The 24450-nt window shown below is 40.4% G+C and carries 20 protein-coding genes and 2 pseudogenes; 10 read left to right on the top strand and 12 right to left on the bottom strand.

Annotation, left to right across the window (positions count from 1 at the left end; all coding sequences use genetic code 11):
• Positions 1-6: 6 nt before the first annotated feature.
• A complete protein-coding gene (pyrH, locus tag C3Y93_RS01895; RefSeq protein ID WP_004976712.1) occupies positions 7-735 on the bottom strand; it encodes a UMP kinase in 729 nt (242 codons plus the stop codon).
• A gap of 84 nt (positions 736-819) precedes the next feature.
• Complete coding sequence (gene rimO / locus C3Y93_RS01890) at positions 820-2163, bottom strand: 30S ribosomal protein S12 methylthiotransferase RimO (RefSeq protein WP_096901422.1); 1344 nt, start codon at positions 2161-2163, stop codon at positions 820-822.
• Between the two features lie 350 nt (positions 2164-2513).
• On the opposite strand from rimO, the gene glnL reads away from it, so the two are divergent.
• Both glnL and glnG read left to right on the top strand, forming a co-directional pair.
• Positions 2514-3623 carry a nitrogen regulation protein NR(II) gene (gene glnL / locus C3Y93_RS01880; protein ID WP_004976718.1) on the top strand — a complete coding sequence of 370 codons (1110 nt, stop codon included), beginning with the start codon at positions 2514-2516 and terminating at the stop codon, positions 3621-3623.
• A complete protein-coding gene (gene glnG / locus C3Y93_RS01875; protein WP_096901419.1) occupies positions 3610-5088 on the top strand; it encodes a nitrogen regulation protein NR(I) in 1479 nt (492 codons plus the stop codon). Before glnL ends, glnG begins: the two co-directional genes overlap by 14 nt.
• A gap of 94 nt (positions 5089-5182) precedes the next feature.
• On the opposite strand, the gene C3Y93_RS01870 is transcribed toward glnG, so the two are convergent.
• Positions 5183-5512 (bottom strand): hypothetical protein, encoded by a 330-nt coding sequence (locus C3Y93_RS01870; protein WP_004976724.1) that lies wholly within the window; start codon positions 5510-5512, stop codon positions 5183-5185.
• 120 nt (positions 5513-5632) lie between these two features.
• On the opposite strand from C3Y93_RS01870, the gene C3Y93_RS01865 reads away from it, so the two are divergent.
• The gene (locus tag C3Y93_RS01865; RefSeq protein WP_004976725.1) at positions 5633-6061 is read left to right on the top strand and encodes an HD domain-containing protein; all 429 of its coding nucleotides are present in this window, start codon (positions 5633-5635) and stop codon (positions 6059-6061) included.
• Between the two features lie 74 nt (positions 6062-6135).
• On the top strand, positions 6136-7035 hold the full coding sequence (locus C3Y93_RS01860; RefSeq protein WP_004976726.1) for a LysR substrate-binding domain-containing protein: 900 nt from the start codon (positions 6136-6138) through the stop codon (positions 7033-7035).
• 225 nt (positions 7036-7260) lie between these two features.
• Here C3Y93_RS01860 and map read toward each other — a convergent pair whose 3' ends face one another.
• Positions 7261-8055 (bottom strand): type I methionyl aminopeptidase, encoded by a 795-nt coding sequence (map, locus tag C3Y93_RS01855; protein WP_004976729.1) that lies wholly within the window; start codon positions 8053-8055, stop codon positions 7261-7263.
• A gap of 350 nt (positions 8056-8405) precedes the next feature.
• Between map and brnQ the strand changes: the two genes are divergently transcribed.
• On the top strand, positions 8406-9698 hold the full coding sequence (brnQ, locus tag C3Y93_RS01850; RefSeq protein WP_096901417.1) for a branched-chain amino acid transport system II carrier protein: 1293 nt from the start codon (positions 8406-8408) through the stop codon (positions 9696-9698).
• Between the two features lie 572 nt (positions 9699-10270).
• Positions 10271-10507, top strand: a complete 237-nt coding sequence (locus tag C3Y93_RS01845) for a hypothetical protein (RefSeq protein WP_004976747.1) — start codon at positions 10271-10273, stop codon at positions 10505-10507.
• Between the two features lie 173 nt (positions 10508-10680).
• Here the strand turns inward: C3Y93_RS01845 and C3Y93_RS01840 are convergent, their stop codons facing one another.
• On the bottom strand, positions 10681-11133 hold the full coding sequence (locus C3Y93_RS01840) for a hypothetical protein (protein ID WP_004976749.1): 453 nt from the start codon (positions 11131-11133) through the stop codon (positions 10681-10683).
• A gap of 140 nt (positions 11134-11273) precedes the next feature.
• Here C3Y93_RS01840 and C3Y93_RS01835 point away from each other — a divergent pair, with 140 nt between their 5' ends.
• A complete protein-coding gene (locus C3Y93_RS01835) occupies positions 11274-12134 on the top strand; it encodes an alpha/beta fold hydrolase (RefSeq protein WP_104851904.1) in 861 nt (286 codons plus the stop codon).
• A gap of 267 nt (positions 12135-12401) precedes the next feature.
• Here C3Y93_RS01835 and C3Y93_RS01830 read toward each other — a convergent pair whose 3' ends face one another.
• Entirely contained in the window at positions 12402-13925 is a 1524-nt protein-coding gene (locus C3Y93_RS01830) for a TerC family protein (RefSeq protein ID WP_104851903.1), read from the bottom strand.
• A 777-nt stretch (positions 13926-14702) separates the two neighbouring features.
• On the opposite strand from C3Y93_RS01830, the gene C3Y93_RS01825 reads away from it, so the two are divergent.
• A complete protein-coding gene (locus C3Y93_RS01825) occupies positions 14703-15167 on the top strand; it encodes a MarR family winged helix-turn-helix transcriptional regulator (RefSeq protein WP_004976754.1) in 465 nt (154 codons plus the stop codon).
• Positions 15168-15221: 54 nt separating this feature from the next.
• On the opposite strand, the gene C3Y93_RS01820 is transcribed toward C3Y93_RS01825, so the two are convergent.
• A complete protein-coding gene (locus C3Y93_RS01820; protein WP_096901413.1) occupies positions 15222-15899 on the bottom strand; it encodes an SOS response-associated peptidase family protein in 678 nt (225 codons plus the stop codon).
• A gap of 115 nt (positions 15900-16014) precedes the next feature.
• Positions 16015-16848: pseudogene (locus C3Y93_RS01815) on the bottom strand (aldehyde dehydrogenase family protein); the annotation flags it as partial.
• A gap of 76 nt (positions 16849-16924) precedes the next feature.
• On the opposite strand from C3Y93_RS01815, the gene istA reads away from it, so the two are divergent.
• Positions 16925-17944 carry an IS21-like element ISAba8 family transposase gene (gene istA, locus C3Y93_RS01810; RefSeq protein WP_104851902.1) on the top strand — a complete coding sequence of 340 codons (1020 nt, stop codon included), beginning with the start codon at positions 16925-16927 and terminating at the stop codon, positions 17942-17944.
• Positions 17944-18717 carry an IS21-like element ISAba8 family helper ATPase IstB gene (gene istB, locus C3Y93_RS01805; protein WP_104851834.1) on the top strand — a complete coding sequence of 258 codons (774 nt, stop codon included), beginning with the start codon at positions 17944-17946 and terminating at the stop codon, positions 18715-18717. Before istA ends, istB begins: the two co-directional genes overlap by 1 nt.
• A 75-nt stretch (positions 18718-18792) precedes the next feature.
• On the opposite strand, the pseudogene C3Y93_RS01800 reads toward istB, so the two are convergent.
• From C3Y93_RS01800 to C3Y93_RS01785, 4 genes and pseudogenes are all read right to left on the bottom strand, one after another.
• Positions 18793-19413 (bottom strand): annotated as a pseudogene (locus tag C3Y93_RS01800) (aldehyde dehydrogenase family protein); the annotation flags it as partial.
• Positions 19414-19612: 199 nt separating this feature from the next.
• Positions 19613-21778 (bottom strand): malate synthase G, encoded by a 2166-nt coding sequence (locus tag C3Y93_RS01795; RefSeq protein ID WP_096901411.1) that lies wholly within the window; start codon positions 21776-21778, stop codon positions 19613-19615.
• Between the two features lie 358 nt (positions 21779-22136).
• Positions 22137-23291, bottom strand: a complete 1155-nt coding sequence (gene zapE, locus C3Y93_RS01790) for a cell division protein ZapE (protein WP_004976758.1) — start codon at positions 23289-23291, stop codon at positions 22137-22139.
• Positions 23292-23380: 89 nt separating this feature from the next.
• Positions 23381-24388 carry a helix-turn-helix transcriptional regulator gene (locus tag C3Y93_RS01785; RefSeq protein WP_165492532.1) on the bottom strand — a complete coding sequence of 336 codons (1008 nt, stop codon included), beginning with the start codon at positions 24386-24388 and terminating at the stop codon, positions 23381-23383.
• Between the last annotated feature and the right edge of the window lie 62 nt (positions 24389-24450).

Here is a 24450-nt window from a genome sequence, read left to right as displayed (position 1 = left end):
CGTACATTAGTTCGTAACGTGAGTACCTTCTTTTTCGCCCATCACTACAGAAAGCAATGCACCTGCTTTATTCATATCAAAAACTTGCAACGGCACATTGTGATCGCGGCATAAGCAGATTGCAGTTAAATCCATAACACCTAATTTTTCATCCAACACCTGGTCAAATGTAAGTGTGTCATATTTCACCGCATCTTCGTATTTGCTTGGATCTTTGTTATATACGCCATCTACTTTGGTCGCTTTTAAGATCAAGTTAGCTTCGATTTCGATACCACGTAAACATGCTGCTGTATCTGTGGTAAAGAATGGATTGCCTGTACCCGCAACGAACACACACACTTCACCTTGAGTCAGGTGACGAATCGCATCACGGCTTGAGTAAGACTCAACCACTGTACCAATAGGCAATGCAGACATTAAACGGGTTTTGATGTTACGGCGCACCAAGGCATCACGCATGGCTAAACCGTTCATCACCGTTGCCAACATACCCATTTGGTCGCCTGTTACACGGCCAACTAAGCCATCTTTTTGTAATTGGCTGCCACGGTATAAGTTACCACCACCGACAACAATACCCACTTGCACACCTAAACCGACCAAGTGTGCAATTGCCAAAGACATTTGATCGAGCACTTGCGCATCAATCCCCATGTCTTTATTACCCGCAAGTGCCTCACCCGATAGTTTCAACAAGATACGTGCATAACGTGGCTTTTTTGAATCTAACATTGTCATTACTCCAATTCTAAATTCTAAACTTTAATTTTTTACAATTTGTATGGCTTACAGCTAGCAATCCAAATCTGCAAAGCATTATGCAGATTTGACCTGAATCAGCTTGGCAAATAAGTCGTATTCATCGGCATCGGTAATTTCAACTTCAAGTAAATCACCTGCTTTAATCACGCTCTTGTCAATATCTTCTACAAAGACGTTGCCATCAATTTCTGGCGCATCTGCATAAGAACGTGCCACTGCGACTGGAAATTCTTCTTCCAAATCATCTACCAACACGGTCATGGTTTGACCAATACGTTTTTGCAGTTTAGCTGCTGAAATTTCTTGCTGAACCTGCATAAAACGCTCATAGCGTTCTTGCTTGATTTCTTCTGGCACATGATCTGGCAAGTCGTTTGCTGCCGCACCTTCAACAGGTGAATAAGTAAAGCAACCAACACGGTCTAATTGCGCTTCTTTTAGCCAGTCGAGCAAAATTTGGAAATCTTCTTCTGTTTCGCCTGGAAAACCCACCACAAAGGTTGAACGAATCACCAGCTCAGGGCATTTTTCACGCCAAAGTTTTAAACGCTCCAACGTGTTTTCGCTGTGCGCAGGTCGCTTCATCAACTTTAATACTTTCGGGCTGGCATGTTGGAATGGAATATCCAAATAAGGTAAAATTTTGCCTTGTGCCATTAAATCAATTACAGCATCCACATGCGGATATGGATAGACATAGTGCAAACGCACCCAAATACCCAATTGCCCTAAGGCTTCACACATATCATAGAATTTGGTTTTAACAGGCTGACCGTTCCAAAAGTCCAATTTATATTTGGTATCTACGCCGTAGGCAGAAGTATCTTGAGAAATTACCAATACTTCTTTTACGCCTGCACGTTTCAGTGCCGCAGCTTCTTCTAATACCGAACCCACAGGACGCGAAACTAAATCACCACGCATGCTTGGAATGATGCAGAAAGTACAGCGATGGTTACAGCCTTCTGAAATTTTAAGATAGGCATAATGTTTAGGCGTCAAACGAATGCCTTGTTCAGGTACCAAATCAATAAATGGATTATGTTTTGGTGGCTCAGGAACATATTGATGCACCGCTTCCATCACGTCCTGATAAGCAGCCGCGCCAGTCACTTTTAATACGTTGGGATGCATTTGACGAATTTTATCTTCATCTTTACCCAAGCAACCTGTCACAATGACACGACCATTGGCATTCATGGCTTCGCCAATCGCGTCTAAGGACTCTTGTACTGCAGATTCAATAAAACCACATGTATTGACAACAACTAAGTCAGCACCTTCATAATCAGATGCGACATCATAACCTTCAGTTTTTAACTGAGTTAAAATTCGTTCGGAATCTACCAATGCCTTAGGACAACCTAAAGAAACAAAACCGACTTTGGGGGATTTCATAGAATCTGCACTCCACTAGAATGCGCGTATTGTATGACTTTTCTTTGCATAAAAATAGAGAAATAGCCGACTCTTTGCATAATGCACCAAAATACAACCATTCAGGCTGAATGATTTAAATATTGCACCATTTTAATGCATTTTTTATTTACAGTGTTTCTGTTATCCGTTATATCTTGAAAATTCAGTCCAGTTCCTGCGCATTTTTCCGATTCTTCAGTGATAAATGCACTAAAAACGAAAAGTTGGCGTGCATTTTGCTTAATTCGCCTCAATTCGATCCAAATTTGGAACATGGCTGACACATGACAATGCCCTTGCACAATATTTCATACAGGAAGCATTCACGAATGGATCAGACCCAGAGCATTGACTATCGTCTTTTGGTGGATAACCTCAGCACCGCAATTTTACTGGTTGATCGTGACCTGAATATTTTTTATTTAAACTCGTCTTGTGAAGCATTGTTTGATATCAGTTTAATTCGCGCTTCAGGGCAACCCGTTTTAAATTTGCTGCACATGCCTGATGATGAGTTCAATACGCAAGAGGCTTTCCTGAATACCATCAAAACTGGTCAACCCTACACCCGCCGTGAAGCGACCATTAATGTCAATTTTAAAGATATTCATGTCGATTACACTGCATCACAGTTAAATGCAGGCAAGCCTTATCATCCTCTTTTGCTGATTGAATTGAATCCGATTGATCGGATGCTCAAAATTTCCAAAGAAGAAAACTTTATTCAACAGCATCAAGTCGCACGTCAGCTGATTCGTGGTGTGGCACATGAAATTAAAAACCCGCTTGCAGGAATTCGTGGTGCGACACAACTGTTAGCACGAAGTTTAAATGACCCGAAATATGATGAATTTACCGACATTATTATTAGCGAGGTAGATCGTTTAAGAAACTTGGCCGATACCATGCTCGGCTCACGCCAACTACCAAGCTATGAACTGGTCAATATTCACGAACCTTTAGAACGGGTGCGCAGCCTGATCGTCAATCAAACTAAAAACAAAATAAATATTATCCGTGATTATGACCTTTCTTTACCTGAAGTCATGGCAGACCGCGATCAATTGATTCAAGTCATGCTGAATATTTGCGCCAATGCAGTACAAGCCATGACCGAACATCCCGATTTCTTTACCGAGCATCGACCTGAATTGATTTTAAGAACTCGTATTCAACGCTTGGTTACCATTAATGGTGTGCTGAATCGTTCTACCGTACGTGTTGATATTGAAGATAACGGCCCAGGCGTACCTGAAGACATTTTAGAATCCGTGTTTTATCCATTGGTGACTGGCCGCGCAAACGGTACAGGACTTGGTTTGAGCATCGCACAAAATATTATGCATCAACATAACGGAATGATTGAATGCCAATCCATTCCAGGAAAAACAATATTTAGCTTATATTTACCTTGGGAGGCGAGTCATGTCGCGAAATAAAATTTGGGTGATTGATGATGACCGTGCAATGCGCTGGGTACTGGAAAAAACTTTTAGAGAAGAAGGTTTTGAAGTCACCAGTTTTGAAGAAGCACAGTCTGCACTAGATGAGTTAAACCAAGATGCACCCGATGTAATTTTGACCGACATTCGCATGCCTGGAATTGATGGTTTAACTTTTCTTGGCAAAGTCAAAGTCAGTTATCCCGACTTGCCTGTGATTATTATGACTGCGCACTCCGATTTAGAATCGGCAGTATCTAGCTATCAAACAGGTGCATTTGAATACCTACCCAAGCCTTTTGATATTGATGAAGCACTTGCTTTAGTCAATCGTGCAATTTTGCATATCACCAAACTACAACAGCAAGAATCTGCAAAATCGACAGTGCAGCCAATTCAATCGACAGAAATTATTGGTGAATCGCCTGCCATGCAGGAAGTGTTTCGTGCGATTGGTCGTTTATCGCAATCACACATTACTGTGCTCATTAATGGTGAATCAGGTACAGGCAAAGAGTTGGTGGCGCATGCACTGCATCGCCACTCACCGCGTAGCAGCAAACCATTTATTGCGCTGAATATGGCAGCCATTCCGAAAGATTTGATTGAAACCGAACTTTTTGGACATGAAAAAGGTGCATTTACAGGTGCCAATACACAACGTCAGGGACGCTTTGAACAAGCCAACGGCGGCACCTTGTTTTTAGATGAAATTGGTGATATGCCTTTTGAAACCCAAACCCGCTTATTGCGCGTCTTGGCAGATGGTGAATTTTATCGGGTTGGTGGACATATTCCTGTCAAAGTGGATGTACGGATTGTCGCAGCAACACATCAGGATTTGGAAAAACTGGTACAAGATGGACGCTTCCGTGAAGACTTATATCATCGCCTGAACGTCATTCGGATTCATATTCCTAAACTGGCGCATCGCAGTGAAGATATTCCAATGTTGGCACAGCACTTTTTGGCACGTGCAGGCAAAGAATTAGGCGTGAGTCCAAAAATATTGCGTCCTGAAACAGTCGAATATATGCAGCAATTGCCGTGGCAAGGTAACGTGCGCCAATTGGAAAACACTTGTCGCTGGCTTACCGTGATGATTACAGGACGTGAGGTCTATCCTGAAGATTTACCAACCGAACTCAAGCAAATTCCAATTGAAAAATTAGCCGAACATTCTGCGCTTCATGTGGCAGATCGGGTATCTATGCAGCATTGGGATGAATTACTTGGGCAATGGGCAGTACAAAAGTTAAAAAATGGCGAGATGAAACTTCTGGATATCGCCATTCCAATGTTTGAACGCACCTTAATTAATGCTGCACTGCAACAAACCCGTGGACGTAAACGTCATGCCGCTGAATTATTGGGTTGGGGACGTAATACTTTGACGCGAAAACTCAAAGAATTAGGAATGGACAGTGCCGATGATGAAATAGAAGAAGATATGGAGAGCTAAACGCAGAAAAAATATCTAATCCATCAAAATATAGGGAAATTCAGCTTTTGAATTTCCCTATTTTTATATCTTAGACTCTCTAAGTTAAGTGCAATTAAGCCGCGGTAAATCCAACATAGCGAGATAAACCTTGCACGCCTAAATCCGTTTTATAAATCAAATATTGCGGATAACGACTTGAAGTCAGTTCTTGCCACATATCCAACTGATCATCATGTGCATGAATTTCATCGACACTGCGTGGCATGCTTTGTTCAAATACATCTGAGGCATATTCAAAACCCAAATCCATTGCGACAAACAAAGTATGCTCGCAAGGCTGAATATATTGTTCTTCTGCCCAATCAATAACAGCATGTTGGCAATGTGGGCAAAGCAAATTTTCAGTCGCAGGCGTATTCAGTTCAATGAGTTGATATGGCATAGAGCAGCATCACCAATAGTAAAATAGATAAACATAAAATCTGTTTGCATCATAACAAGCAATTTCTATATTTTACGCTAAGCACGGCTTATAATTATAGAAATTTTTTTAATTATACTTATGGCAACTCTAGAAAATGCAATTACACTTGCAGTACAACAACATACAGGGCAGCTAGATAAAGGCGGTCAGCCTTATATTTTGCATCCCTTACGTGTAATGTTGCAATTACAACAGCCCGATCAGCAAATTGTCGCTGTACTGCACGACATTCTTGAAGATACCCACACCACAGCACAAGACCTGCAAAATTTAGGATTTCAAACGCATATTATTCAAGCAATTCAGGCGCTCACCAAACTGCCGCATGAAACTCGTGTTCAAGCGGCTATGCGTACTGCACAAAACCCGCTTGCCTGTGCTGTAAAAATTGCAGATGTGCAAGACAACATGAATTTAACGCGGATTCCCAATCCTACAGCACGTGATTTAGCCCGTTTAGAAGAATACCGACAAGTTTTAGAGATTCTGCAAAAAGCACAGCAATAAAGCACAATTAAAGATTGACAACATGCAACGATGCCACTTTAATTTAAGTATTGTTGCATAAATGGAATTTAGTCATGCTTACAGATTTGGATGATTTTTATTGTTTTGCCCAAGTGGTCGAACATGGTGGATTTAGTGCAGCAGAACGCGCCACCGATATTCCAAAATCCAAACTTAGCCGACGCGTACACAACCTAGAAGAACGCTTAGGTGTGCGTTTAATTCAGCGCAGCTCACGTCATTTTGCGGTCACAGAAATTGGTATGAATGTGTATCGGCATGCGCAAGTAATGATGAATGCTGCCCAAGCCGCGCACGACTTGGTCGATCACCTAAGTATTCAACCGCGTGGTGTAATTAAAGTCAGCTTACCTGTTTCAATTGCACAAAATGAAATTGCCAAAATCTTGCCTGAGTTTTTGAAAGCCTACCCTGAAATTAAAGTACAGCTAATTGTCAGCAACCGTCGTGTCGATATCGTCAACGAAGGGATCGACATTGCCCTGCGTGTCCGCTCAAATTTAGATGATGATCCAAGTTTGGTGATTCGCAAATTCAGCAACATCGAACAACATCTATTTGCCAGTCAGGCTTATTTGAATGAATTTGGCGATTTGAAAAAACCTGAAGATTTAAGTCATCATAAAATTTTAAGCATGTCGGATGAGCATTTAGATCAATACATGGTTGTGCATGATCAACAACAGCAACCGAAAAAAATTAAGGTCAACCCTACAGTCATGGGTTCAGATTTAATGATGCTAGCGCAATTGGCACGACAAAATTGTGGCATTGTGTTGTTGCCTGACACGATTGTTGAAGATTATGTTGCATCGGGTGAATTGGTTCGTGTTTTACCCGACTGGCACGCACCGCATGGTATTTTCCATGCCGTCTATCCATCACGCCGTGGTTTATTACCTGCTGTACGTGTATTTATCGACTATTTGGTCGAAAAGCTAACCATTCGTTAGCACATAGGATCTTTTGATTTCAGATACGAAACAGCAAAAAAAAAAAGCTTATCTAAGACAGATAAGCTTTGAAAACTACAATCTAAAATAAGAAAGCTAAAACAAAGAAACTACAGCAAGTATCTTTGACTTCGATTATAGCGATTGTTCATTTTTTAACAAATAGTTTAAAACTAAAGTCTAAGATGTTTTATCTATCAGTCTTAACCTAAAAGCATTCGTGCATTAAATTTCAGGATAACTCCCCGTACCTTCTGGCCACGGCGATAACACTTCAAAGCCTGTATCAGTCACAGCAACCATGTGTTCCCATTGTGCAGAAAGTGATTTATCTGTCGTCACCACCGTCCAGCCATCTTTCAGTTCTTTCACACGCGCTTTGCCCGCATTCACCATTGGCTCAATGGTAAATACCATGCCTTTTTTAAGCACCAAGCCTTGTCCAGGCTGACCATAATGCAGCACACTTGGTTGTTCGTGATACACCTGCCCAATACCATGTCCGCAATATTCACGCACAATGCTAAACCCTTCACGATGCGCCACACTTTGAATGGCATAGCCAATATCGCCCAAAGTCGCGCCCGGTTTCACCGCATGAATCCCTGCGCGCATCGCCTCATAAGTGGTATCGACCAGTTTTTTCGCTTCTGGTTTCACCTGACCCACATAGTACATACGACTGGTATCACCATAAAAACCATCTTTAATCACTGCCACATCAATATTAATAATGTCGCCATCTTTTAAAATGGTTTTGGATGATGGAATACCATGACAGACCACTTCATTGGGTGAAATACAGGTGGTTTTGGTATAACCGTGATAGCCCACATTGGCAGGAATGACTTTTAAGGTATTTACAATATAATCGTGACACAAATCATCTAAGTATTCTGTCGTGACTCCGGGTTTGACATGCTCGCCAATCATCTGCAACACCTGAGCAGCCAAACGCCCCGAAATGCGTAATTTCTCAATATCTTGCTCTGATTTAATGCTGACTTTAAGGGCGCGCATGATGAACTCCTGACCTGAAGCCTGAGATTATAACCCTTTCGGCTTGTAAAATCAGCTCAAGCTGCCAAACAAGTATCCATCGTCATGCGACCAACAGTTTTGTTTAAGAACTGCGCATTTAAAATAGCAACCAAAACTTATACTAGATAAGCCATCTATACTATGTGGGATCAGCATTTTTCAAAAATACATCAGATAAACAGTAAGTTATTTAATTTTTATAGTGAAGATTAAAATAGCCTACAAACACATATCATAAAAAATATTCATATGACCTATAAAATAAATTAGAAAATCATAGCTCGATCTACTAAAATCGCTTTCTTTTGTTTACATCTTATTTCTCTCCCATGACGAATTTACGCACACGGGATATTATTGCCTTGGGTTTTATGACCTTTGCGCTGTTTATTGGTGCAGGTAATATTATTTTCCCACCTATCGTGGCACAGCAAGCGGGCGAACACGTCTGGCTTGCTGCGCTCGGTTTTCTCATTACCGCAGTTGGCTTACCCGTGATTACCATTATGGCGTTGTCACGTGTCGAAGGTTCTATACAAATTTTAAGTTCGCCTTTAGGCAAAATCGCGAGCTTAATTTTAACAGTCGTCTGTTATTTAGCGGTTGGCCCGCTTTTCGCCACACCACGTACCGCTACCGTATCTTATGAAATTGGTTTCTCTGCCTATTTTGGCGATTCCGCGAGCACCTTATTCATTTATAGCGCCATCTATTTTGCCTTGGTGATGTTAGTTTCACTGTATCCACACAAAATTTTAGATACAGTGGGCTATGTACTTTCCCCGCTTAAAATTCTGTCATTACTAATTTTAGGCATCACTGCATTTATTATTCCGACAGGTACAATTTCACCTGCCATTCACAATTATGTGAACAGTCCTGTATCTGAAGGCTTTATTAACGGTTATCTCACTATGGATACCTTAGGTGCATTGGTATTCGGGATTGTGATTATTAATGCGATTCGTTCACGTGGCGTAACTGATAAAAAACTCATCACCCGCTATGCGGTATGGGCAAGTTTAATTTCAGGGATCGGTTTAACTTTAGTTTATCTAAGCCTATTTAAACTGGGGATGGGCAGTCACGATGTTGCCGCCAATGCCAGTAATGGTGCAGTCATTTTACATGCCTATGTGCAACATGCTTTTGGCGGATTTGGCTCGGTATTTTTAGCTGCAATGATTTTTATTGCCTGCATGGTTACGGCAATTGGACTGACATGCGCATGTGCTGGATATTTTGAGCAAATTACTAAAATTCATTATCGCCGTTGGGTATTTATTTTAGTGGGCTTTGCCTTTGTTATTTCCAATCTTGGACTCACCAAACTCATTGCAGTTTCAGTGCCTATTTTAAGCGCGATTTATCCACCTGCAATTGTGGTCATTCTACTCAGCTTTTTCTGGGGATTATTCCGTATTCCAACCCGCGTGATTGCACCTACTGCCGCAGTTGCATTGCTCTTTGGCATCATTGATGCAATGAAGGCCGCAGACTTAGCTAGATTCTTGCCAACCACACTGACCAATTTTCCCCTGAGTGAACAAAACCTCGCTTGGTTGATTCCTGCATTACTGATTTTTGTATTCGCTGCAATTCATGATCGAATGAAAAAATAGCCAGTACGGACTTCGAGCTCGGCTATTTTTTCAAGTCATGCTCTATTTGCGAGCTGTATTGTATTAAAGTCGTGTTTTATCCAAATACGAATTTAAGTTAGACAATAATTGTCAGGTTTTACCCAAACCCGCACTTATTGTTTCTTGTGCTAAAACTGCCTCTTTTTAAGGCAATTTATCAGTCATGATAGTAGCAACCCAAATAATTATTTGGTATAAATAAACAAATGAAATTAAAATATTTTCAATAAAAAACTAAAACAAAATAAATCATTCACCCATTTTAAGCAGAGCTCAAATTAACGCTAAAGTCGTATAGTCGCCCTCAAAATTAGCTGGCATAAAATATGCAAGTACGATTGAAATCGTATTTAAATGGCTTAAAAAACACACTACTTTTTATTATTTTGTAAATAAATGATAAAAAATAGTAGTATTTCATATGAAAATGATGTTTTTTATCAAAATATGACTATAAGGGCTTGAAATAGTTTGCTAAACAAGGTAGAACAATAAAACCAATCTGACTAAAATGCTCTGATTTTAGTGATTTATAACAAGGAGGGATGGAGATGTTTTCACATTTCAATACGCAAGTCTTCATTAACGCTCTGAAGGCTAACCAAAATCTAGTTACTTTTTTAAGCACCACTTTTGCACTGATGCTGACCCTATTGCTCCAAGGCTCAATTCAAGGCAACTTGAAACCAACCTATTTTTTATATGCCTTATTGGTATGTATAGCCTTTGCGATTTGGACATCCATTGACCAAAAGTTTCGTGAACATAAAAACGTAGAAGTTCATTAATCTTACCCTAGCACCCACTCATTTTAGCTTTTTCGCTTTCACTTTGCGGCAGATGGATCACTCCTCTGCCGCCAAACTCAAAAAGTAGATTCTAATCATCATTCCTGATCTACAGCAAAAATCTCAAAATCTTCTACGGGCTACCAAGAAAAAATTAAACTGAGCAATTAGAATTACAACAATCCATAGATTGCGCCAAGCAATAACACACTAGTCCCACCCAATTCAGCCACAATCAATAACAGCATCGCCAAACTCATGCACCAACTTGGCAATGTCCATGCTGCAATTTGATGCGGTTGTTTAAATTGATTAGTGGTATCTTTAAGCAATCCATGCAAGATATAACTCAGAATAGAAAAGCTAAAAAATACTAAATTTAGAATCACACAAATTAAAATTACAGTGGCATCCCAAATACAAAAATAAGCCAAGACCGCTAAAATTAAACTTGCAGGTGCATATAACAAACTACTGCGATGTGCGATATCCACATAATAATGAGCACGCGCTTGGGCAGAAGCACGAATTTGCCAATATTTCCACACGCCTGTAAGCATCCCCACCCACAAAAATATTCCACTGAAAATAATCGCAAGGCGCACTGCCAAAGATAAACTTTCCATGTTTAACACTCTTTTATTTTTCGTGTGGCTATTTAACTACACTCGCAGACTACTAAGCTTGACTTTAGAGTCAGAATAAATACAAGTTTCTTTTTGGAACTCGTGTAAAGTAACTTTATTCTCATCATCCTTAAAACATTATGAGCACATTTGAAAGCTTAAATATTATATGTGCAGATGGTTATGCCCTCGCTGCCCGTTATTATCCAAATCAATATACACAAGCACAGCGTCTACCCGTCTTGATTTGTCCCGCGACAGGCATTACCAAGAATTTTTATCACGCTTTTGCCACATGGCTAAATGAACAAGGCTATGCTGTGCTGTGTTTTGATTTTCGTGGTATTGGTGATTCGTTACACGAACCATTGAAACAATGTGAAGCCAGTATTGTTGATTGGGGGCAGTTAGATATTCCTGCAGCAGTAAATACTTTGCTGCAAAAAACGCAAGCTGAACAAGTGGTTTTATTGGGACACAGCGCAGGCGGACAATTACTGGGGATTAATCCTGAATATCATAAAGTGGCAAAAGTCGTAGCTGTTTCAGGCTCTACAGGCCACACAAAAGGTTTAAAAGGTCGTACTCGCCTACTTGCCCCTGTGATGTTTAAAGTTATTTTTCCACTTGCCAGAATCACACATGGTTATGGCCCAACCAATGCAATTGGCATGGGCGAAAACCTACCTAAAAATGTGGCCCAACAATGGGCACAATTTTGTAGCAAACCCGGCTATGTCATCAATGCTATAGGCAAAACAGTTTCACAGCATTATCACGATAAAATTCGTTGCCCGATTACTGCTATTTGGAGTTCGGATGATGAGATTGCCACCGAAGCCAATGTGAAAGATTTACTCCGTCTCTATCCCCATGCATCGACTAATATGATTGAACTTAAACCAAAGCGTTATCAGCATAAAGCCATTGGGCATATGGCGATGTTTAAAAAGTCACATCGAAATTTATGGAATGTGATTGAAAATCAATTGGCAGTTTAATTTTTAGTGGCGAAGTCACATACAAATTAAACATTTGTTTTAGTTTCTCGCTTTTTCTTTTCCCTGTTTAAGCAACCAAATTTGTAATCCTGTTTGGTTGTTTCTTTTTTTCTATTCCATGCCACATTTCATGTTCAGCTTTTAAAATCCAGACTTATCGCTGATACACATTTTCAGGATGAAACATCACAATCTTTTTATTACACCATAAAAAAGCTCCACCATTTCGGTAGAGCTTTTTGAGTGATTTAATTCAAAGCTTAGTAATTAGCGTAAGCGAATCATCACAGTTTTAATACGGTTACCATCAAGTTCTGTCACTTCAAAGTGCACACCTTGATAATCCAACTGCGTGCCGACCTGAACTTCACCTTGGGTTTTATCTAAAATCAAACCTGCAACGCTAATGTAGCCTGCATCTTCTTCAATCAGATCCATCATACCCAGTTCAAGTTCAAGCTGGTATAAATCCAGCATACCTGTTGCTTTCCATTCGTTTTCATTGGTTTTAACCAAATCTAACTGTTCGTCTGCATCAGGGAATTCACCTGCAATCGCTTCAAACACATCAAGCGGTGAAATCAAACCTTGAACATTACCAAACTCATCGCTGACTAAAACCAAAGAACCTTTAGAGGTACGTAACGTATTGATCGCATCAATCACTTTCATTTTTTCAAAAATGTAAATTGGACGCTGACGTTTAATTAAAGCTTTAAGCTCTTCTTCTTCGTCCAATACATCCAACAACTCTTTGGCACGTACAATACTAATGACTTTATCTAAACTACCACGACACACTGGGAATAAGCTGTGTGGTACAGATAGAATCTGTTCGCGGATTTGTTCAGGTGAATCTTCAATATCGACCCATGAAATTTGGCTACGTGGCGTCATAATTGATGCGACTGAACGCTCTGCCAAGGTCAAGACACCACCAATCATGTAGCGTTCTTCATCTGCAAACGCTTCTTGCGCTTCGTTATGCAAATCAGGGCTACTGGTTTCAACTCGCCCCCCCATCAATTTTAAAATTGAATCTGCAGTACGGTGACGTAACGGAATTTTTGCTTCATGTTTTGCAACATTGCGCTGACCAAATTGGTTAAACGCTTCAATAGCAATCGCAACACCAATACCCGAATAGATATAACCTTTAGGGATATGGAAGCCAAAACCTTCTGCAATCAAGCTGATACCAATTAATAGTAAGAAGCTTAAACACAAAATCACCACTGTTGGATGACGGTTCACAAAAGCAGTTAATGGCTTAGATGCAAGTAACATCACCAACATTGCAACCACCATGGCAACCATCATCACATAGATGTTGTCGACCATGCCAATTGCGGTAATGACTGAGTCTAAAGAGAAAACTGCATCTAGAACAACAATTTGTGCTACAACTGCGGCAAAACTTGCATAAACCAAATTGGTCGTGACTTTGACTTCGGGTTTGCCTTCCATCTTCTCATGCAACTCTCCTACCGCCTTATAGACGAGGAACAAACCGCCACCCAACAGAATGAGGTCACGCCCTGAAAAGGTTTTTTCAAATAAGGTAATTAACGGTTCGGTTAAAGTAACCAACCAAGAGATTGCAAATAACAATCCTAAACGCATAAACAACGCTAAAGATAAGCCAATCACACGGGCTTTATCACGCTGTTCTGGGGGTAATTTTTCTGCAAGAATTGCAATAAAGACTAGGTTATCAATACCTAATACGATTTCTAGAATAATAAGTGTAATTAAACCAACCCATATTCCCGGATCTAATAAAAACTCCATTAGTTCATAGCTCCGAGATAGTTAGTAGAAATCGAAATATAAAGTAGACCTGCGCACGGCGACGGATCCATAAAAGTAACCTTTTTAGCAATAGATAGCTTAATTATGCATAATCTTGAACATTTGTAATTAAATTTTTAATTTTTTTGAATAAAACTAAACAGTACGATCTATAAGATGGTTTTTACTTTATTTTTCACATTCTTAATTTTTTTAGAGCGATGACAGCCAAACAAAAGCCGTGAAAATGGATTAAAAATGTCAAATGAATTGTAATGTATTTTTAGACGCATTAGTCATAGATTACAACTGTAAGCCAACCCACACTTTAATCTAAACTTAAAATATTGATAAAAAACAACTATTGTTAAAAGATTAGACCAAAGCTTATAATTTTTTTGCAAAATTCAACGCAATAACCCGCACTTTTACCTAAAAGCCAAGTGTACAAATGTATTTTTTTAACTAAAATGCAGCCTAAGTTGATGGTTAAATTGATAATTCAACTTATAAAACCAGATAACTCACTACTAATCCAAACTAAAACAATTCTATAGGATTAATTGATATGACACATGAATATGGATTGAACTTAAACAAATGCCTACGCGCTTGGAAAAATAGCCATTTCAAAGCCAGCTTCTAAATCGAGATTCATCATATTTCGTCAGATTTCAACCAAATTTTAGCCACTGAAAGCATCTTGCTAAGCACATGAGTTTTCACATAAAATGTGAAATATCAAAAATACAATTAAAACAATGCAGGGAATATGCAATGTCCAAGAAATATTCAAAATTTCTACCATCCGCCGACCAATATGATATTGAACAATTTCCGTATTATTGGGTCACACAAGTACATGCTCAATATGTACAGAATGTCGATCAGGCACTTAAAAAGTATGGTTTAGATAATTCTCGCCGTCGTATTTTATTGGCATTAAGGTCAAAAGCACATGCGAGTGTGTCTGATTTGTCAGACATGGTGGTGTCAAAAATGTCAACTACAACTAAAATTGTTTATCGTTTAAAAGATGAAGGTTTGGTTGAAACTTATTCTTGTGATGATGATGCGCGTATCACTCGTGTCGTGCTTACTGAAAAAGGTAATGAGATGACCAACAAAATTAATGATCTGACTAGCGTTGTTTTAGAGCAGTCATTTGATGGTTTAACTCCACTACAAATTGAAAAAATGATGGAAAGTTTACGTCATATTTTTAATAATTTAGCACGCTAAACATCACGTTATTGTTCCACATCTGTTCTTATCCTATATAAGCACAAGATGTACTTAAAGATCGAAAAAATTGAGCTGGGGGCTTACTTTTTCGATCTTTGCTTTTGGTACATGTGAACACTCAAACTCGTCTAAAGGAAAGCCCTGCACAAAGCTGTGTATGTTCGGTGTTTTCAAACTTAGCCATTCATCTAAACGTGCATGTGGAATAACAATAACAGAACGTTTGACTGGCCCAGGCTCATGAAATTCCTTCATCATCGCGTGATCAATTGCGTCCATGGTAATCATACTCGCAGAACGGACAATTTCTTCCGTGCCTTGCCCATCCTTTAAACGGCAAATTTCATACAGTGCTGCAATAAAAAAGGCCTGTCCATCTTTACGACGTACACCCCAACGCTGCGGTTTACTGTCTATATATTTGGATTCATAAAATTCTGACACAACAATCGCGCCAAATTTACACTTATAAGCAGCTTCACTAAAACTTGGTTTTTCTAATAAAGTTTCGTTACGGCAATTATAGGTTTTTTGCGCAATACTTCTGTCTTCCGCCCATTTGGGAATCAAGCCAAAATTCACCGAGCGCCACTCTAAACCTTGTTCAGACTTAAACAATAGTGGCACACTCGAATTTGGATACGCTTCTTCAGCATATTCAAACGGAATTTCAGGCAGACCTAATGCAGATAATTGCGCTATGCTTATTGGTTTAAAATTGGCACACATATACAAATTGGATGATTAGACACACGCACTATATTATGCGTTTTGATCATGAACAGTAAGTGCGCACCCACGCATTCCTTCTTACTCAAACAAAACGCAGGACAAATAATTACCGTTAAGCTGGCAATGTCAGCCAATGCGTGCGGGTAAATTCTTCAAATATCCAGCGCCCATTAAAACGACCTAAGCCTGAGTTTTTCTCACCACCAAACGGTGCATTGGCATGATCGGCAACGGTAATACCATTAATATGTGTCATTCCAACATCAAACTGTGCTGCAAATTCTGCACCGCGTTCTACATTTGTAGTGCATACAGCAGCAGATAAACCATAGCGTGTATCGTTCGCTAACTGTAAGGCATGTGCGGTATCTGCTGCTTTGAGAATCGGTAAAATAGGTCCAAAACTTTCATTTTGTACAATTTCTGAATCGGCAGCGACATTCACAAAAACATGTGGTGCAACTAAGTTCCCCGTAACCCCGCCCGCATAAACCAATTCTGCACCCTGCGCCTGTGCTTTTTGAATAATATGCTGATGCTTTTTCACCTGTTCTGCATTAATAATTGGCCCAATCAAGGTGTCATTTTTATTCGGATCACCTACTACTAATTGCGACACACTTGCTAACAATTTTTCAAGATAGGCTGCATAAATAGACTGATCGACAATGACCCGATTGGTACTCATGCAAATTTGACCTTGATGCAAAAAGCGCCCCATCACAGTTAGTTCTACGGCCTAATCTATATCTGCATCATCCAAAATGACTAAAGGTGCATTGCCACCGAGTTCTAAGGCGACACGTTTTAAATGCTCACCCGCAACGGCCAGTTGCCCTACATGCTGTCCAACTTCTGTAGAGCCTGTAAATGAAATCATTTTAGGAGTTACATGCTCAACAAAGTAATCACCAATTTCACGACTCGCACCCGCTGTTAGCGGCAGTGTAAAAATGACCCCCTAATGGCATTTAAAAACTGACCCCCTTGGTTAATATAGCGGTCATTTTGGACTGCTCAACATGTTAACTTTGGAGCAAGCAGTGACAATCCAAATACTTCATCAACAAGGTAAATCTATTAAAGCCATTAGTCGTGAACTGGGGGTGTCCCGAAATACCGTACGTAAATATTTACGGCAAAACACCACACCTCAGTATCAGCGTATACAGCCTAGAATAAGTATCCTTGACCCATACAAACCCTATTTACTCCAACGTGTAAACGCAGCTCATCCTGAATGGATTCCTGCTGTTGTGCTCTACCAGGAAATTTTAAGGTTGGGATATCCAGGAAAGATCAGGATCTTGAGGGAATATCTTGCAACATTAAAACCAGTTGCTAAACCAGAACCGATCATTCGTTTTGAAACCCAACCTGGCCAACAAATGCAGGTGGATTTCACGACAATTCGACGCAACAACACGACTTTAAAAGCCTTTGTCGCAACATTAGGGTATTCCAGAGCGACTTTCGTGAAATTTTATGATCATGAACGTACGGATGCATGGATCGATGGTCTAGAAAATGCATTTCAGTTTTTTGTAGGAGTACCTCAAGAAATCCTGTTTGATAACGCTAAAACGATCATGATTGAACGGGATGCCTATCAGGAGGGGCAGCATAAATGGAATCCCAAACTGCTCGACTGCGCCAAGAAATACAGCTTTCGTCCTCGCGTATGTAAGCCCTACCGTGCACAGACCAAAGGCAAAGTTGAACGCTTTAATGGATACCTCAAATCAAGCTTTATTGTGCCATTGAAAGCAAGCCTGAAGACTTCGGGTTTACTGTTAGATGTTGATGTCGCCAATGCCCACATTGGCCGGTGGCTGCATGAAACCGCCAATCAGCGGATTCATGCCACCACGCAAGAAAAACCGGCTGTTCGACTGCAACAGGAGCAGCAAAAATTTACGCCATTACCGCAATCAGATACAGGTTCTAGCACTGTACCTGTTGCAGCAGCACAGCATGTCATGCCCTACGAGAGTTTGCAGCATCCCTTATCGGTATATGACCAGTTGCTGGGAGTTTCCTGATGAATCTGCAATACGACCGTATAGAGCAGCTTTGCCAAAAGCTCAATCTGCCTGCCATCGCATCACAATGGTCACATCATGCACAACAAACATTAGGTCAAGATGGAAGTTATGCCGACTTTGTTGAAGCGATCTTGACGCATGAATATGCTGCCAGGCAACAGCGCAGTCAGCAGGTACTGATGAAACTCTCAGGCCTGCCTCAAGTCAAAACCCTGGAAGACTATGATTTTAATTATGCCCTAGGGGCCCCTAAATCACAGGTGATTGAACTGTTCAATCTGAGCTTTATTGCTAGAGCAGAAAATGTGGTGTTTCTCGGGGCTAGCGGAGTAGGAAAAACGCACTTATCTATGGCATTAGGCTATAAGGCCATCATGAACAACATTAAGATCAAGTTCATTACCGCCGCCGATCTCATGCTGCAACTGAGTACAGCCTATCAGCAAGGTAAACTGAAAACCTATATGCAACGTGCGGTACTGGGACCAAAGTTACTGATTATCGATGAAATTGGTTATTTACCGTTTGGACGTGAAGAAGCGAATCTGTTCTTTAACGTGATTGCCAAGCGTTATGAAAAAGGCAGTACGATATTGACGAGTAACTTACCCTTTAGCCAGTGGTCCAAATCCTTTGCAGATGATGTCACGTTGACCGCTGCGATGTTAGATCGGTTATTGCATCACTGTCATGTGGTACAAATATCGGGTGAGAGTTATCGTTTGAAGGATAAAAAAAGAATTGGGATTCAGCCCCAGGTTGAAATTTAATACGAGATCAAAGGGGTCAATTTTACTTTGCCATTTGTAAGGTGAAAGGGGTCAATTTTAGAATGCCGTTGACACCACCACATTGAGTACGCCTGCAGGCAAGTCTACTTCTTCGAACAGTTTACCGAGTATAGTTCCACCTGTGACTGGCGTATCACTGGCAGGTTTGAGCACTACACTATTACCACAAGCAATCGCTGTAACCACTGAACGCATAGACAAATGGAAAGGGAAATTCCACGGACTGATCACAGCAATAACACCCAAAGGTTTACGCAAAACAACACTACGGACTTTCGGATCTTTGCTTTCCAGTTGCGTCGTGGTCATTTGCTCGGGAAATTGTGCAGCTTCTTGAATAATCCCTAAAGCAGCATCGACTTCGATATTGGCTTTTAAACGGGTACTGCCCGACTCATCAATCAGCCACTGGATAATTTCTTCGCGTCGTTGCTGAATGACTTGCTCTAAGTTCTTAATGATGTATTGACGCAGACTTGTGGATTGAATCAATTGTTCATCAAAAGCTTTTTGCGCTGTACTATAGGCACTATCAACATCTACCACGCTGGCGCCCTGCATCTCAAAAATTGTAGTTTGATGATATGGATTCAAGTTTGGAATGGTTTTAGTAGATGTCCCAACCGACCACTTGCCGCCAATAAATTGTTGATTCAAATCTTGATATGCTGGCATGTATTTGTCCTTGCGCTACTTTTTATATATGACTTTCACTCTACTCCGCAGCTTGATGTTTTTCTAGCAGCAAGTACATCCCGTAACTATTCAGCTGCAAAATTTTCAAAAAACCATAAGCAAAATACAGGCAACAAAAAAGCCTCCGAAGAGGCTCATTTGTTTGTATTACACAATCAGTAAATCAAATCCTAAAGGATTAATCACCTGTATAACCTTTTAACTTTAAACGCGCTGCGTGTAAAAGTGGCTCTGTGTAACCAGAAGGTTGCTCGCCACCTTTGAAGATCAAGTCAGATGCAGCTTGGAATGCAATGTTATTAGCAAAGTCGTTAGACATAGGCGTGTATAGTGGATCATCAGCATTTTGTTGATCTACAATTTTCGCCATGCGCTGCATTACTTCTTCAACCTGTTCACGCGTTACAATTCCGTGACGTAACCAGTTGGCAACGTGCTGAGAAGAAATACGTAAAGTTGCACGGTCTTCCATCAGGCCCACATCATTGATGTCTGGAACTTTAGAACAACCTACACCCAGATCAACCCAACGAACGACATAACCCAAGATACCTTGGCAGTTATTTTCCAGTTCTTTTAGTTTCTCTTCTTCAGACCAGTTGGTATCAGTTGCAAGAGGTGGAGTTAACAAATCATCTAAAGGCAATGCTTCAGTTGCAAGCAATTCTTGCTGACGGTTTGCTACATTAATTTGATGGTAGTGAATCGCGTGAATCACTGCACCTGTTGGAGACGGAACCCATGCACAGCTTGCGCCTGCTTCAGGATGTTCAGTCTTGGTTTTGTACATGTCTAACAGCATGTCTGGTTTTGGCCACATGCCTTTACCAATCTGTGCTTTACCACGTAGACCTGTTTGTAGACCTACCATGACGTTACGGTTTTCGTAAGCTGGGAACCATTTTTGGCCTTTGATTTCGCCTTTACGAACAAATGGACCTGCTTCCATGAAGGTATGGATTTCATCACCTGTACGATCCATGAAACCGGTGTTAATAAAGATGGTACGGTCTTTCGCCTGAGCAATACAGTTTTTCAGGTTAACAGAGGTACGACGCTCTTCATCCATGATACCGATTTTCAGGGTTTTAGCAGGTAAGCCAAGCGCTTGTTCAGCACGTTCAAACAGCTCAACCGCAAATGCTACTTCTTCTGGACCGTGCATTTTTGGCTTAACGATATACATAGAACCGGTACGTGAGTTCTTGATCGTGTTCTCACCACGGATATCAGCCACAGAAAGCAATGGAGTGACCAATGCATCCATGATGCCTTCATAAATTTCTTCGCCATCTACAAGGATCGCCGGGTTTGTCATCAAGTGACCCACGTTACGAAGCAGCATCAATGAACGGCCATGAACCTTGGTCTCACCGCCTTCAACATTTTTGAAGGTGCGGTCAGCATTTAGTTTACGGGTAATGGTCTTGCCATTTTTCTCGATAGACTCTTCAAGCGTACCTTTCATCAAGCCTAACCAGTTACGGTAGCCTTCAACTTTTTCTTCAGCATCAACTGCTGCAACAGAGTCTTCCAAGTCTTGAATCGTCGTTACAGCCGCTTCAAGCACAACATCTTTCACGCCAGCTGCATCTGTCTGTCCAATTGGGCTGTTTGCATCAATCTGGATGATTGCGTGCAGGCCGTTATTTTTCAGTACGATTTCAGTTGGTGCAGAAGCTTCGCCATTGTAACCAACGAATTTAGAGCTATCCGCAACAGTTGTTGTAGAACCATCTTTTAGGCGAACAACAAGTTTGTTTGCTTCTACAGCATATTGAGTCGCGTCGGCATGTGAACCTTGCGCCAATGGGAAAGTTTCATTTAAGAAGTTTTTCGCGAATGCAATTACTTTTTCACCACGAACTGGGTTGTAGCCTTTACCTTTTTCTGCGCCATTTTCTTCAGAAATAACGTCAAAACCGTAAAGTGCGTCATATAACGAACCCCAACGTGCGTTTGCTGCGTTCAAGCAATAACGTGCGTTACGTACAGGTACTACGAGCTGTGGACCAGCCAATAATGCGATTTCTTCATCAACATTTTCGGTGGTAATTTGAAAATCTTCTACTTCTGGTAATAAGTAGCCAATTTCAGTCAAGAAAGCTTTGTAAGCTTCTAATTCAAATGTATTATTGCGGTGCCATTCATCAATTTTAGCCTGAAGCTCATCACGCTTTGCGAGTAATGTTTTGTTCTTAGGGCTAAGATCGACAACGACTTGCTCAAAGTTTTTCCAGTATGTATCACTGTCCAAACCAGAACCTGGTAATGCTTCATTTTCGATGAAATCGTAAAGTTCTTTAGCAATCGCTAACTTGCCTTTTTGAATACGTGCAGTCATTGTCTTTCCTGATATTGCTACTTTTTATACAAGAGATTCTAGTATACTGATTTATATTTAGCTGAATAGTATTATCACATTTCAAAATAACGATCATTTATTACAAGATGAATGACAACAATCATCATAAATCCTGATCAGAAACACGACACTATTACTCATCTAAATACACTTTTACAGTGTATAAAGTTTTTGAAATGTCGAAATTAGACTTAAGTTCAGATTTTGTTGTAAAAATCGACGTCAGTCTTATTGCAACCCTTCAAGATTAAGCCATGTTTATGACAAAATGTCGATAAAACCAACAGTCACATCTTTTCTATCATAAAAAAGCGCCTAGTTCTAGGCGCTTAAAAGATCAACTGATTTGATGTTTGGCTTCGGTGGCCTGTATCTGTCGATGTTCTTCATTTAAGTAATCATCAGACTGCATTTCCAATAAACGTGAACGTGTGCGTTCAATTTCAAATGCCAGTTTTTCGCCCTGATAAATTTCAATAATCGAATCTTCAGAAGTCAGTAATAACTTGACACCACGATCATAAAATTCATCGACCAAATAAATAAAACGACGTGTTCCTTCAGACAAGAAGTCTGTTAAATGCGGTACATTGCTCACCAAAACCGTGTTGTAGATGTTGGCAATTTCAATAAAGTCTGCAGGACTACGCGGTTTAAAGCACAGTTCTGAAAATTCACACCACAACACATCTTCAGTATGCGCAATTGTTTCAACAATACGTTGGTTGATAATAATTGGCTCAGAAGAATAATGTTGTGTATTACTCAAAGCACTGAAACGCTGTGCCATCCAGTTTTGATTATCATGCGTTAAAGGCGATTTAAATAATTGCGCCTGTTTCAAAACACGTAAGCGATAATCTACACCAGCATCGACATTTAGCACTTGGCAATGTTTTTTGACCATTTCAATGGTTGGAATAAAACGATCTCGATGGATACCATTTTTATATAAACCGTCTGGGGCGATGTTAGATGTTGCCACCAAAGTAATGCCACGATGGAATAATTTTTGGAACAAGTCACTCAGAATCATCGCATCAGTCACGTTAGATACGAAAAATTCATCGAAACAAATCACCACTGCATCTTTATAAATTTGGTCTGCAACAGAATCGAGCGGGTTACGCTGCCCTGAAAGTTTGTTCAGTTCACGATGCACATGCTGCATAAAGTGGTGAAAGTGCATACGTGTTTTACGTCTAAATGGAATCGAGTCGTAAAACTGATCCATGAGCCATGTTTTACCACGACCTACACCACCCCACATATAAACACCCTGTGGTGCTGTTTGGCGGCGGAAACGGCGGAACGCTTTTTTTGATGCTTTATAGCGTTGAATTAATTCCTGCCACACACGCTCAAGTTCGTGTACAGCCTGCGCCTGCGCATCATCTGGCATAAATTGTCCAGAGGCTAACGCTTGTGCATAACGCTCCGCAGGCGATAATGGAGTAAAGGCTGTGGTTTGTGGCGAATTAAAATCAGACATATTCATCAGTACTTATTTGGGCAAATAGATTATAACGAAGATCGAATCACGAGATATAGCACTTTGGCATAGTTTGCAAAATACTTAGGCTATTTTGTATATTGGCGTGGACTTTGTCCGAACCACCGCTTAAAGGCATGGTTAAATGCCGCAGGCTCTGAATAACCAAGTAACTCTGCAATCATTTCAATTGAATATTCCTGATATTCAATTAATCGCAATGCTTTATCTTTGATAAGATCTTCACGAATTTGTTTGTAACTAGTGTTCAATTGTTGCAGTTGATGGCGCAATGTCCGTTCAGGAATTTGCAAAGCATGTGCTGTTTCTGCCATGCTCGGCATACTGCCTTGTTGTAATTCCAAATAATCTTTTACGCGCTGTACCACCGAAGGCGCATCATCTTCGAGTTTAAGTCGCTCTAACTCAATCACGCATTTGGCTTCATAACTACTAAAAGTGACTGCATCGGCAGATGGAATACGTGCTGTGAGAACTGCATCATCAAACCAAAACGCTGCTTGGGGTTGATTAAAAACAATATCTTGACCGTAATAATCATAAAAAGTTTGCAAAACTTCACTTTGCTGCGGCTGTGCAAATGGCAATTCTATGCGAATACGTGGCGCACTCATCCCCATCATTTTATATAGGTCTTGAATAAATTTGAACGTGCCTGAAATTTCACACTGCGCACGCAATACACCTAAACTACTATGTAAATCATTGGGTTGATAACACAAGGCAATATGTCGCGTGCTATGTTGCAAACTCAGTTTCCCGCTTAAATGCGTCAATCCCTGATATTGAATCCCTTTTTCTAATGCAGTGGCAATATCTGGACTGGTCACCAATAACATCAGTAAAGGACCATAACCTGCCAAAGCATAATGCTGTCCAATAAACAGCCCCATTTCAGGCTCTACATCTTCACCAATGACTTTGAGAATATCCCATTCCAAACTCGGATGAATAATTGAACTGGTATCCAGCGCATCTGCACGCAAGCCGATACTTTGCAATTTTGCATCGACATCAACGCCTGCTTTACGCATGCCTTGTATTAAATACATTAAGCCAAGTATGGATCTTTTCATAAAATGAACAGTGCGAAACGGAATATCCTTTTTACCCGATTCATCCACAGATAGAAATTGCC

The organism is Acinetobacter sp. SWBY1 (assembly GCF_002946595.1).
In the GTDB taxonomy this organism is placed as follows: domain Bacteria; phylum Pseudomonadota; class Gammaproteobacteria; order Pseudomonadales; family Moraxellaceae; genus Acinetobacter; species Acinetobacter towneri.
This window is presented reverse-complemented; position numbering and strand designations above follow the sequence as displayed.